13 protein-coding genes are annotated in these 13,137 nt (G+C 49.9%); all 13 read left to right on the top strand.

Annotation, left to right across the window (positions count from 1 at the left end; translation table 11 throughout):
- Positions 1 to 255: hypothetical protein (locus OEM52_09805; GenBank protein ID MDK9700425.1), on the top strand; the 255-nt coding region annotated here is incomplete at its 5' end.
- 219 nt (positions 256 to 474) lie between these two features.
- On the top strand, positions 475 to 1,197 hold the full coding sequence (pyrH, locus tag OEM52_09800) for a UMP kinase (protein ID MDK9700424.1): 723 nt from the start codon (positions 475 to 477) through the stop codon (positions 1,195 to 1,197).
- Between the two features lie 3 nt (positions 1,198 to 1,200).
- Positions 1,201 to 1,761, top strand: a complete 561-nt coding sequence (gene frr, locus OEM52_09795) for a ribosome recycling factor (protein ID MDK9700423.1) — start codon at positions 1,201 to 1,203, stop codon at positions 1,759 to 1,761.
- Positions 1,762 to 1,927: 166 nt separating this feature from the next.
- Positions 1,928 to 2,128 carry a 4Fe-4S binding protein gene (locus OEM52_09790; protein ID MDK9700422.1) on the top strand — a complete coding sequence of 67 codons (201 nt, stop codon included), beginning with the start codon at positions 1,928 to 1,930 and terminating at the stop codon, positions 2,126 to 2,128.
- A gap of 171 nt (positions 2,129 to 2,299) precedes the next feature.
- The gene (mutS, locus tag OEM52_09785) at positions 2,300 to 5,044 is read left to right on the top strand and encodes a DNA mismatch repair protein MutS (protein ID MDK9700421.1); all 2,745 of its coding nucleotides are present in this window, start codon (positions 2,300 to 2,302) and stop codon (positions 5,042 to 5,044) included.
- A gap of 18 nt (positions 5,045 to 5,062) precedes the next feature.
- Positions 5,063 to 6,070, top strand: coding sequence for a hypothetical protein (locus OEM52_09780; GenBank protein MDK9700420.1), 1,008 nt, complete (start codon positions 5,063 to 5,065; stop codon positions 6,068 to 6,070).
- A 3-nt stretch (positions 6,071 to 6,073) separates the two neighbouring features.
- Complete coding sequence (locus OEM52_09775; protein MDK9700419.1) at positions 6,074 to 6,955, top strand: YicC family protein; 882 nt, start codon at positions 6,074 to 6,076, stop codon at positions 6,953 to 6,955.
- Positions 6,945 to 7,535 (top strand): guanylate kinase, encoded by a 591-nt coding sequence (gene gmk, locus OEM52_09770; protein MDK9700418.1) that lies wholly within the window; start codon positions 6,945 to 6,947, stop codon positions 7,533 to 7,535. The genes OEM52_09775 and gmk overlap by 11 nt, the downstream gene beginning before the upstream one ends.
- 10 nt (positions 7,536 to 7,545) lie before the next feature.
- On the top strand, positions 7,546 to 7,938 hold the full coding sequence (locus OEM52_09765; GenBank protein ID MDK9700417.1) for a DNA-directed RNA polymerase subunit omega: 393 nt from the start codon (positions 7,546 to 7,548) through the stop codon (positions 7,936 to 7,938).
- A 116-nt stretch (positions 7,939 to 8,054) separates the two neighbouring features.
- Positions 8,055 to 9,257 (top strand): bifunctional phosphopantothenoylcysteine decarboxylase/phosphopantothenate--cysteine ligase CoaBC, encoded by a 1,203-nt coding sequence (gene coaBC, locus OEM52_09760; protein ID MDK9700416.1) that lies wholly within the window; start codon positions 8,055 to 8,057, stop codon positions 9,255 to 9,257.
- A gap of 184 nt (positions 9,258 to 9,441) precedes the next feature.
- Complete coding sequence (locus OEM52_09755; protein MDK9700415.1) at positions 9,442 to 10,251, top strand: uracil-DNA glycosylase; 810 nt, start codon at positions 9,442 to 9,444, stop codon at positions 10,249 to 10,251.
- Between the two features lie 130 nt (positions 10,252 to 10,381).
- Positions 10,382 to 11,911: a replicative DNA helicase gene (dnaB, locus tag OEM52_09750; GenBank protein MDK9700414.1), complete on the top strand. Its 1,530-nt coding sequence runs from the start codon at positions 10,382 to 10,384 to the stop codon at positions 11,909 to 11,911.
- A gap of 3 nt (positions 11,912 to 11,914) precedes the next feature.
- The coding region (locus OEM52_09745) for an HD domain-containing protein (protein MDK9700413.1) at positions 11,915 to 13,137 on the top strand (1,223 nt) is incomplete at its 3' end.

Genomic DNA, 13,137 nt, shown 5'->3' with positions numbered 1-13,137 from the left:
ATCATGATCATTCCCGACATTCTTTGCAATGCCGGTGGTGTGACGGTATCCTATTTCGAGTGGGTGCAAAACCGCATGGGTTACTACTGGACTGAAGAATACGTACTTGCCGAACTTAAGCGGTTCATGGACAAGGCATTCTTGAGCGTCCTCGATGTATCTCTTGAGCGCAAAGTCAACATGCGAATCGCCGCCTTCATGGTCGCTATTGACCGTGTCCGCACTGCGACCGAATGGCGTGGCTTGTACCACTAAGATTCAATTGGAGGTTGGACATTCTTGTCCAACCATGTTTTGGAGGTTAGGCAACCCGCCTTGCGGCTCACCGCAAGTAATCCTGCCTGACTTTCTTCTGGAGGTTGGACATTCTTGTCCAACCGTGTTTTGGAGGTTAGGCAAACCCGCCTGACAACACGATACAATCGGTACGCCGGGCAACCCTGTCCGGCGTATCGATAATAATAGGGGAATCGATTGGCTGACCAACCGAAATTTCGAAGAATCTTACTGAAGCTTTCCGGCGAAGCATTAGCGGGGGATAGCAAACGCGTCTACGACTCGCTTATTCTCGAACAGATTTGCCGGGAAATCAAATCCGTCCGCGATATCGGAGTCGATATTGGTGTCGTAGTCGGTGGTGGTAACATTTTCCGCGGAATGAGCGAGCTTGGTTCTGACATCGACCGTGTCCAAGCCGACCACATGGGAATGTTGTCGACAATTATCAATGCATTAGCTATACAAGCTCATCTTGAGAAAATAAATGTACCAACCCGCGTACAAACTGCTTTTCCCGTTCAAACGGTTGCCGAGCCTTTTGCCCGCCGCCGCGCGATTCGGCACCTCGAAAAGGGACGTATCGTGATTTTTGCGGGAGGTACCGGAAACCCTTATTTTACTACCGACACGGCAGCTGCATTGCGTGCGACCGAGATTAATGCCGATGCGATTTTAAAAGCGACTCAAGTCGATGGTGTCTATACCGCCGACCCACATAAGTCGCCTGATGCTACGCGAATACCCCAAATCTCATACAAGGAAGTCATCGCGCGTGGTTTGCGGGTGATGGATTTGACGGCATTTACCTTTGCGATGGATAGTAAAATTCCGATTGGAGTTTTTAAACTACACCCCGAAGGCAGTTTATTGAAAGTCGTATTAGGTGCGCCGATTGCCAGTTGGATTTCTGTGGAGTAAGGAATGACGGTAGACGAATTATTAAAAACCTATGACGAGAAGATGAAAAAGACCGTAGAAGTTTTGCGGCATGAGTTCACCTCGTTACGTACCAGTAAAGCTTCGACCGCATTACTCGATATGATAAAAGTCGAACTGTACGGTACCGAGCTCCCGCTGAAACAAGCGGCAAACATCAATACGCCGGATGCCAGGACGTTGGTGATTCAACCATTCGATAAAACCACCCTCCCGAAAATCGAAAAAGCAATTTTGAAATCCGATTTGGGGATAACACCGAACAACGACGGTCAGGTGATTCGATTGGTCGTCCCGGTGATGACGGAAGAACGGCGCAAGGATTTAGTAAAACACGCCAAGAAAATGGCGGAAGATTCGCGAATCGCCATTCGAAATGTCCGGCGGGAAGCGAACGACCATCTCAAGAAGATGGAAAAGAATCATGAGATTCGTGAAGACGAATCGGTGCGTGCACAAGAAAAAATGCAGAAGTCGACCGACGCTCACGTTAAACAAGTCGACGACGTCTTGGCGCACAAAGAAAAAGAGATTATGGAAGTGTAATTAGGCCTTGGCAACGCTGTGTCCCCCAGTTTTGCGTTGCCGCTAACGGGGGATGTACCACTTCTTTGCATGACTATTCAGAGAGGTGGTGCATTGAAAATACTCAGGGAAATCGTTTTTTCCTGCCGCCCATCGGTTCTCACATTAGATATTGTAGGAGGTTACTATGGCACATTATATCACGGAAGACTGCATTAACTGCGGCGCTTGCGAACCGGAATGCCCGACCACATCGATCACCCAAGGCGACACGATCTACGTTATCGACGCAAACACTTGCAACGATTGCTCGGATCAAGCGGATGGCCCGCACTGCGTCTCGGTCTGCCCGGTGGACTGCATCTTCGTTGTTGGCGAGGGTCACTAACCGTAGACTGCAAAGAATCATTTGCAGAATGGTTGTTGTATCCAACAACCGGAAATCGAAGGTTGTTTTTCGCAAAAACAATCTGGTTTTATAAGCGGGCGAACCACCTGAAAATGGCGATTCGCCCGTTTCCTTTTGTTCCGGTTGCCGTAACTAGTATTTTAGTGCGCAATGCCATTTCATAAAAAAATTCCCGCCCGCGTTCGCTCCGCGCATCAGGATCGCATCAAGGAAGATGATGCCACACCGGTGCGAAAACCCCGTGACGTAACCCCGATGATGACGCAATACCGCGAGATAAAACTGCGGTATCCCGATGCGGTCGTCTTTTTTCGGATGGGCGATTTTTATGAGATGTTTTACGACGATGCCCGTACTGCTCATAAGGTACTTGGACTAACACTCACCCGCCGTGGACAAGACAAGAGCGGCGACATTCCGTTAGCGGGATTTCCCCATCATCAATTAGACTCGTACCTCGCACGGATGACCAGTTCCGGGTATAAAGTTGCGGTCGTCGATCAATTGGAAGACCCCCGCGCTGCCAAAGGAGTTGTGAAACGCGGCGTTACCCAAGTCGTTACCGCCGGTACTGCCGTTTTGGACAGCGTTCTCGACGACAAACGTTCTCATTGGTTAGCTGCCATTGCCCCCGGTCAAACTGTCACAGGAATCGCTCTCCTCGAATCGGCGAGCGGCGATTTCGTTTGTTACGCGGTGCCGCCGGAACGGGTGCGTTCCGAACTGGCGTCGATTGCCCCAGCGGAATTGTTATACCCGAAAGCGTTGCGCGACGAGTTCTCACGGTTGTTTTCGGCGCTACCCACAACTGTTACGACCCCCCTTGATGAGTGGTTGTTCGAGGAACAATTCGCCCGCGATTTATTGCTCCAGCATTTTCAGGTACTAACCCTCAAAGGGTATGGGATCGATGAATTGCCGGAAGCAATTATGGCGGCTGGCGCGGCGCTGCACTATTTAAAGCTTTCGCAACTCGGCCCAGCGGAACAAATTACCGGGATCCATCGCGGCCACCCCGAGCAAACGATGTTGCTGGATCGTTCCACAATTCGCCATCTCGAGTTAATCGATTCCTCCGACCCGACTCGAAACACATCGCTCTTCCAAATTCTCGACCGCTGCCAAACCCCGATGGGTAGCCGTTTGTTACGCCGCCGGATACTTTCTCCGCTGCTTTCGGTCGAAGCTATTGAGCAGCGACTATCTCAAGTCGAGTGTTTTACTGTGCCATTGCAAGAGCGCGACGCGCCGATGCAACCCCAAACCCCTCTACTTTCGAAAATCCGTGAATTACTTACCGGCATCGGCGACCTCCACCGCAGCGCCGGACGCATCGCCTCCGGTCGCGGGAATCCGCGTGACGCTGGCGCTGTGCAACAAACGTTAACTCGTGTTCCGACTCTGTTTTCCGAGTTGAAAGAATTATCTCCGTTTCGACGAATCGCCGAGATCGATCCCTGTTCGGAATTAAATGAATTGTTGCAACGTGCGCTCAATGACCGTCTGCCAATGTCGTTGACGGAAGGCGGCGTTATTCGCACCGGATTTAACGCGGAGTTAGATCGCCTCCGCACCCTTTCCGGACAAGGCAAAGCCGCCCTCGCCGAGTTTCAGCAACAAGAGCGCGACCGCACCGGCATTGCAACTCTCTCGGTTGCTTATAATCGCGTCTACGGTTATTACATCGAAATCTCGAAAGCGGCGTCGAACAATGCGCCCGACGATTATCAACGCATCCAGTCCCTTGTTAACGCCGAACGTTACAAAACTCCGGAATTGCAGAAGTTTGAAGAAGATGTCTTAAACGCCGAAGACAAAGCGATTGAACTGGAGATGAAGCTCTTCGCGGAGCTGCGCACAACGATTGCCGAGCATCATGCCCGGTTGTTCAATCTGGGCGATGCGATTGCGGAAATCGATGTCGCGGTATCTTTGGCGGAAGTCGCAACAACCTATGACTACCGCCGCCCGCAGCTTTCCGACGATACCTGTATCTTGCTGCATGGCGCGCGACATCCGGTGTTAGAGAGGTTGGTTCCCGCTGGGGAATCATTCATCCCAAACGATGTTATCTTCGATGAATCGACCCGTTTACTCCTGATAACCGGCCCGAATATGGCAGGAAAATCGACTTACCTGCGGACAGTGGGCATAAATGTCCTCATGGCGCAAATCGGTTCGTTTGTTCCTGCGCTCGATGCCGAAATCGGAGTCGTCGACCGATTATTCACCCGGATTGGTGCCACCGATAATCTTGCGCTCGGTGAATCGACCTTCTTGGTCGAAATGAATGAAGCATCCTATTTGATAAACAATGCGACCTCCCGGAGTCTCATTTTACTGGATGAAGTAGGGAGGGGTACTTCAACTTTCGATGGCTTGGCGATTGCATGGGCTATGGTGGAACGTTTGGCAACCCGCCCCATGCCGCCGCCGCGAACCCTGTTTGCCACCCACTATCACGAATTAACCGTGCTGGAAGAACACTTTCCTACCGTCCAGAATTGGAATGTGCAAGTCAAAGAGGTCGGCGATAGTATTCTCTTTCTCAGGAAAATCATTCGAGGACCGTGCGACCGCAGTTACGGCATCCATGTCGCCCGACTCGCGGGAATGCCGCCCGATGTCGTATTACGTGCAGAGGAAGTACTCGAGTTACTGCAACAAGGCGCATTAGCTCCCGAGTCGTCGGCTCGGCTCGCACAACAGCGAAAAAAACTGGTTGCCCAAACGCAGCTCTCGCTTTTTGATTTTGAGGATGTATCTTTACGTACCGAACTACAAGGAGTGGATACCGACAACTTGACACCGATGGAAGCGTTGCAACGCATTAACGAATGGAAGCAACGCTATGGCAAGCCAATTGCTGGCAATAGAACGCGCAAGCTGTCGTAACGCGACTGGAGGTTTGGTATGAACAACACGATTCGCACGCTGCACGCCGTTGCCCTTACCGGTAACGCATCCATTGGTGACTTCATCCGTCTCTCATTCCTATTACTACTCAGTGTAATGTTTGTTTCGCTGAGCTATGCCGAGCGCTATGCCGGTGAATTCCTGCTCGGTGTCGAATCGCCGCGGGCACGCGCGATGGGTGGTGTTGGCGCTTGGATCCCCGATGGCGGATTCGCTGTAGCGCGAAACCCCGCCGATTTAGCCGCTATTTCGACCCCGGTCGTCGATTTACATCATAGCGACCGTTTCACTGGTATCGTCCGCAGCGATTATGCTGGTGTGGCAATGCCGTCACACAAAGGCGGAATCGGAATCGCTCTGTACCGGTTAGGCGTCGAACGGATTCCATACACCAAGTTGCTCGATCCCTCGCAACCTCATTCCGGAGCCAATCGCGTTGTTCTCGACCGATACGTTTCCGATCAAGAGTGGGCGCTCTGGATTGGCGCTGGGAGAAAATTAACCGAACGTTGGAGTTTAGGCGCCGCCATCAAACCGATTTGGAAACAATTGGGTGGCGGGAATGGGATTGGGGTTGGAGTTGATGTGGGATCCCGTTACTCCTATCACACAAGTGGATCGCTCGCCTTCGCCGTAACCGACCTTGTTACTTCGCCAATCCGGTGGAATACCGAACGTACCGAAACCATTAAGCCGCGTATTCAAGCGGGGTTTGCTCACCAATTCACATTTCCTCGTGTCCATGCCGATGTGCTTTTCTCCGGTGGGATGGAAGTTCGGATTGATCAAGGCGGAGAGAATCTTATCTCCGGTCACGGCGGTTTGGAGTATTGTATTGAGAAGGTCGTTGCGCTTAGGGCAGGTTACGACAAGGATCAAATTGTCTTCGGAGGGGGAATCAAGCTCAGCGGATTTGGCGTCGATTATGCATATCGCAACGAACCGCTGGGATCGGTGCATCTCATTGGATGTCACTTTGAACTACCATCACATCGCATGGACTAACGAATGATTATTAGTATGACCGGGTTTGGCAAAGGCGAAGCCACCCTCGAACGCCGCAAAGTTGTCGTCGAAGCCCGCAGTATTAACAGCCGCCATCTCGACGTATCGCTTCGGCTCCCCTCTGTAATGCAACCTTTTGAGCTGGAAGTCCGGGAATTGCTGCGCAAGAAAATCGCGCGCGGTAAGTTGTCGGTCTCGGTTTCCGAAAGTCTGTTAGATGGTTCGCCGGTGCCGCTCGAGCTAAGTGTCGACGATGCCGTAAGTTTAACGAAGCAGCTTCGAGAAATTGCGGAAGCATCAAATATTACTGAACCGGTCACCTTGCGGGATTTACTGTATTTTAATGAGTGGCTCATCGGCAACCGTTCTCCGGCGAGCGCCGATGCGATGAAACAAGCGCTCCTCACCGCAATTGAAGCTGCCATCGACGACTTAATCGCGATGCGGCTCCGTGAAGGGGACACCCTCCGAATCGAATTTGAACGGATGTTGCAACAGATCCAAACTGATGTGATCGAAATCGCCAAGCTCCATGACGGAAATGCTGTTATCCAAAAGCAGCGGTTAGAACAGCGGTTGATCGATGCCGGGCTATCGCCGGCGTTGATCGATCCGATGCGACTCACCGCCGAAGTAGCATTATTGGTCGACCGCCAAAACATTGCCGAGGAAATCGCCCGGTTGAAAAGCCATCTCGACCAGTTCCGGAAAGCGATTGCGGATACCTCAGCGGCGGGAAAACGATTGAATTTCCTAACGCAGGAAATGCACCGCGAAGCGAACACCATCGCTTCAAAATCGACTATCGTTGAGATGATCCATTTCACCGTCCATATCCGGGAAGCAATCGAACAACTCCGGGAACAAGTGCAAAATGTCGAATAACGGTACATTGGCGGTTTTGCTTTCCTCGCCTTCGGGAGGTGGAAAATCGACTATCATACGACATATCCTGAAAACTTTTCCAGAGTTTTGGCATTCGGTTTCTTGTACAACCCGTGCGCCGCGCTATAACGAAGTCAATGGCAGGGAGTATCATTTCGTAACGGTTTCCGAATTTGAGCGAATGGTACAGGCGGATGAGCTTGCGGAGTTTGCCGAAGTGCATGGCGATTGGTACGGAACGCCTTTACTGCCGTTGCGCAAAGCGCAAGGGGAAGGTAAAAAGATAATTTTCGATCTCGATGTCGACGGGGCAGCCAAAATGAAGCAGCGTTGGCAATCGATTTTAACGATTTATATCATGCCCCCCTCCCGGGAGGAACTCGAACGAAGGCTCAGGAAGCGTCAATCGGAATCGGAAGATGTGATTCAAAAACGATTGAAACGATATGACCGGGAACAGCAGGAAGCAAATAAGTACGATTATCGTATCATTAATGATAGCCTCGAATGTGCAATCGAGGAAGTTCTAATGTATATTAGAGTTTGGTCTAAAGTAACTGACTTCACTCAAGAGGTGTGAGAAGGGGAGTATGGAAGAAAAATTCATGTATGTGCAGGAAGACCTGCTCAAGCAGTTCGACTCGCTATACGAAGCAGTTATGGTGCTTTCAATACGCGCTCGGCAAATCGGTAATAACCAGCTCGAGGCCATTAAAGCTCTGCAAAAACAAATGGCTACTGTTGATGTGATCCGGGAAAACACCTTGGATGACGATTTCGATTTGTCAGAACCTCGTGACCCGATCGAGTTGCCTCGTTTCGAGAAACCGACCGTTGCCGCCATCAAGGAAGCGATGTCCAATTCATTAGTCTGGTCCTATGTTGAACCGAAGGAAGACGACGAGTTTGTTTTACCGCAGTTAGCTGAAACGGAAATTGAGAAGAAGCGCTCGGCGCCAAAGAAAGTGTTAACTGAAGAGTAATCACTATTTTCAATGATTTGTATCGGGCGAACGGTATGTTCGCCCGTTTTTTACTCTTGACGTGCCCTTCGTTAGGAAATCGAGTATCTTGCATTATCTCATAAAAAGGGACACCAATGTCTCCACTCTCCGATAAAAAAATCGTTGTTGGAATTTCCGGTGGAATCGCTGTCTACAAGACCTGTGAGTTAATCCGCTTATTGATCAAAACCGGTGCAACCGTTAGGGTGATGGCGACCCAAAACGCTATGGAATTCATTACTCCGCTCACTTTGGAAACCCTATCGCGTAACCGGTTGGAAACTACCCTTTGGCCAAATGACGGACGGGTCGAACCGCGTCACATCGATTTGGCTCGATGGGCGGATGCCATTCTAATCGCTCCCGCTACAGCAAATTTGATTGCGAAACTGCGCACGGGTATTGCCGACGATTTGTTGACAAGTACAATGTTAGCGTATCCCCACCCCTATTTACTAGCGCCGGCGATGAATACCGCCATGTGGCAACACCCTGCAACCCAAGAGAATATCAAAGTATTACAAGAGCGTGGCGTAGTTACCATTGGGCCAGATGCTGGTGCATTAGCTGCAGCAAACGAAGAACCTGGTGCTGGTCGGATGTCGGAACCCGCCGAGCTGTTGCTCGCTTTGGAACGCCATTTTGACCGTTCCGAATCGCATCGCGGCAAAAAAGTCTTAGTCGTTGCCGGCCCCACTTCAGAGCCAATTGATGCTGTTCGAGTGATTACCAATCGATCAACGGGGACGTTGGGGATTGCAATAGCCGAGCAATATCATCGGGTCGGAGCGTCGGTCACCCTGTTGCTCGGTGACACACCCGTCCAACCACCGCTCGGAATCGAATGTCATCGGTTTACAACTGTCGCTTCCTTGCAGTCGTTGCTGATATCTTATGTTCCGGTTAACGAACTGTGGGTAATGGTGGCAGCAGTTTCCGACCGGAAACCACTGATGCAATCCTCATCGGAAAAATGGAAGAAATCGGCTCTCGGTGACGCGCTCCCGTGGGAGCCGACCCCCGATTTGCTGGCTACTTTTGCCAAAACGAAGCGCTCCGATCAGTTAATCATTGGTTTTGCGTTAGAAGACCATTGGGACGAAACCGAAGCAAATCGCAAACGAGAATCAAAACATTGTGATTGGCTGGTTTGGAATAACCCGGTAACCGATGATACGGGTTTCGGCACTGCGCCGTTACTGGCAAAATTGATTAGTGAAACCAAAACCATTGATCTTGGAAAAGTATCCCGGAGTGAATTAGCGAAAAAAATCGTTTCCACTTGTGTAATGGAATAACTACCCTATCTTATCTGTGTCAATTAGAAATCACAGAATCGTGTGTTTTGAGAAACAATCCTTGAAACACTGGTGGCTACGGGCTTCCAAGCCCGTGATTTTCGGAAGGGGCGTATGGCATACGCCCTCTTCCTTGTTTCCTAAGCTTCGTCGAATGTTAAACGTATAATGCGATATCGTTCTCATGAATCCTTTTCTACAAGTATTGAAACAACGCGCTGAATTGGAAGATTTTTGGGTGTTGCCAGCTTCGCTGACTGACGCTCAGAAAGTGCAAGCCAATTCTGCAATCGGATACAGTGAACCACCAGAAGTTGCTCCGATTGTAAAACCTGCGACTGGAGTTCATGTGAAAGAGGAGTTGCAGATGGCATTCGAGACGGGGACTTCGATCGATCCGAAATATACCAATCTCACGCAGTACCAGACGCTGGATCAATTTCTGCAAGCAATCTGCGATTGTACGCGGTGCGAGTTAGGTAACACCCGTACGAAGTTTGTTTTCGGCGTCGGTTCGCCTTCGTCGGAGCTTATGTTTATTGGGGAAGCACCCGGCGCTGATGAAGATGCGCAGGGAATCCCGTTTGTCGGACGAGCGGGAAAACTGTTGACTGAGATGTTGACGACCAGTGGTTTCATCCGTGATAAAATCTACATCGCGAATGTTCTCAAATGTCGGCCGCCGGGAAACCGCGATCCCCTGCCCAGCGAAGTTGCCGAATGTGAAGGGTATCTCCATCGGCAAATCGAATTGTTACAACCGAAATTGCTGGTGGCATTGGGGAGAATCGCAGCGACGACGCTGTTACGAAAACAACTCTCAATGGCAGTGTTCAAACAGAGCGAACATAGTTATCACGACGTACCGTTATTGGTAACTTATCATCCAGCCTACATCTTACGCGATCCGAACCGGAAAGGGGAAGCCTTACAGGACTTCACTCGAATCCGAAATCGCTTTATCGAGTTAGGCGGTACATTTGGTCTTCAATAATGCTTGTAGCTCAGACAATCTTGTCTGAGTTGACTTTGAAATGGGTTGAACGATGGGTAGGGGCGGCACAAAATTGTCCGCCCGAGACGCACATACTAAAACCAAACAGAATAAAAACACCTAAGGCATCATGGCAAAGAAGAAACAATTAGAGGAAAAAATCGATTTCTATCCGGCGGAGCCGTCGGACTTATTGAACACGTTTGAGATTGAAAAACACATCCTCGGAACGATACTAACCGATAGTGGCGCACTTTCCCAAGTGTCACGTTTCCTTGAAGGGTACCACTTCTCGAGTAACGTACATCGCAGTATCTACGAACATATCCGAAAACTTGATGAAAAAAATCTCTCGATCGACGTACCGCTTCTAATTCAGTTACTAACCGATGAAGGCAACCTCGATTTTGTCGGCGGAAAAACCTACATCGCCGGTTTAATCGAAAACACGATTTACCCGGAATTTCTCCAATCCTATTGCAAGACAATTGTCGATAAATGGATTCTTCGCGCCTTAGCGGGTCGCGCGCAGAACGTCTTACTCGAAATTAAAGAGCACGAGATTGTACCGGAAGAATTGCTCAGCGACTTCACCGCAAAAATTTTCGAGTTATCGGTCGGACATCGCGGCGAAGGATTCCAGCCGATTTCCAAATTTATCACGTCGACGATCGATCAAATTCAATTGTACCGGGAGCGGCAAGGTCAGTTAGTCGGTATTGGAACCGGTTTCCGAAAATTAGACGAATACACCGGTGGTTTTCAACAAGGTGAATTGGTCATTATCGCCGCCCGTCCTTCGGTTGGAAAAACCAGTTTCGCGTTGAACATCGCATTAACTGCTGCCCGGCATTACGGCAAGCGGGTTGGCTTTGTCTCGTTGGAGATGTCTTCGTTACAAATCGTTTTACGTTTATTGGCAATTCGTTCGCGAATCTCCCTCCACAAATTGCGAACCGGTTTTCTGAGTCGCGATGAATTCAATCTCTTGAAAGACACTTCCGAAGAGATATATCGAATACCGTTTTTCATCAATGACCGATCTGATCAATCGTTGAACGATGTTCGTGCCGAAATCCGCCGAATGAAAAAAGAGCATGGTATCGATGTCGTCTTTATTGATTACTTGGGATTAATGCGACAACCCGGCAATGTCGAATCGGTGCAAGTTGCGATTGCCAACACCACCCGAGGTTTGAAGGCATTAGCTCGCGAATTGGAAATTCCTATCGTTGTCTTGGCGCAGCTATCTCGAGCAGCCGTCGATTCTGACAAAACCGATAAGAAGCCGAAACTCCACCACCTTCGCGACTCCGGCGCCATTGAACAAGATGCCGATGTTGTCCTCATGCTCTATCGTGAAACCTATGATAAACACAAGAAATATGAAGAAATGACCGAGGAAGAGAAGCAAAAGGAGATGGAAGCGGAAATAATTATTGCCAAACAGCGTAACGGCCCGACCGGTTCTGTCGAAGCAATTTTCGTCAAGGAGTATGCGAGCTTTGAAGACGTTGCGAAAGGTTATTCCTCAGCCGCTGAACCAGCATCTACCGCTGGTTATTCGCCGCGCGTACCACCTAAAAACACCAGCGATGTAAAGCCATCCCCTGAGACGAAACTCACAACAGTGGAAGAATCCGAGCAGGAGTTTTTCTAAGCGATGGAACACACCACTCCCGAAACCAAAGTCCCAACCCCCGTGGTTATCCACGATGTACCGGAGCCCATCGAGTTTCTCGGTGCGGAGCCGTTATACACGGTCACGGAAGAAGGACAGGAATTCAAGCTGGAGCGGTTTGAAGAGCTTTTTCGCGACATTATTCATCGCGCTGGTTCCCGACGAGGCGTATTGGACGAACAAGCGCTCTGGAAGGCATTTTATTTCGCTTATGAACAACACATCGACCAAATACGCAAGGACGGCAGTCCGTACTTTACCCATCTGATCGGCACTGCTCGCATTATCACCGACCTGACCGACGACCCGGTTTCTATTCAATCTGCGCTGTTACATGACATTGTCGAAGATCCCAAAGTTCCTATAAATGTGATTCGCGAGAAGTTCGGTGAACAGGTTGCAGTCATTGTCGATGGTGTTACGAAGATTAGTGAGATTTCCTTCGGCAATATGGCGGAGAAGCAGGCAGCTAACCTCAGGAAAATGATTCTCGCAATGGCGCAGGATCCCCGTGTCATTCTGGTAAAATTATCCGACCGCCTCCACAATATGAGTACGATTGACTGGTTGGTCGAAAAACGCCAGAAGGAAATCGCGCGCGAGACCCTTGACATCTATGCGCCGCTCGCTCATCGGTTGGGAATCTGGTGGATGAAGTGGCGGTTGGAAGACCTTTGTTTGAAAGTTCTCGATCCTGACAGCTACCGTGAAATAAAAAACCAGGTCGGATCGAAACGCGAGCAACGCGACGCATTGCTACAACAAGCCACCTCAAAGATTCTCGAAGAGCTCCGCAAACACAGTATTTCCGCCGTTGTACAAGGTCGCGCGAAACACTTCTATTCGATTCATAAAAAAATGATGAGCCAAGGCCGCAGTTTCGACGATATTCTCGATTTGCTCGCAATCCGCATCATCGTTTCGCAAAATGACGAGTGCTACGCCGCGCTCGGTCATGTTCATGCGCTCTATACGCCACTTCCCGACTACTTCGCCGACTACATTGCGAGTCCGAAATCCAACGGGTATCGCAGCATCCACACCAAAGTCATCGGGCCTAAGGGACATACTTTGGAAGTGCAAATTCGTACTAAAGAGATGCACGAACAAGCGGAACTCGGTTTAGCTGCCCATTGGCGTTACAAAGAGAATGAAGGCTGGGATTTAGTCGATGCTGAGCTGTCGCGTTGGATGCGTAATATACA

This window comes from bacterium (genome assembly GCA_030247525.1).
In the GTDB taxonomy this organism is placed as follows: domain Bacteria; phylum Electryoneota; class JAOADG01; order JAOADG01; family JAOADG01; genus JAOTSC01.
The sequence above is the reverse complement of the archived record's forward strand: the minus strand, read 5'-3'. Positions and strand labels throughout refer to the sequence as shown.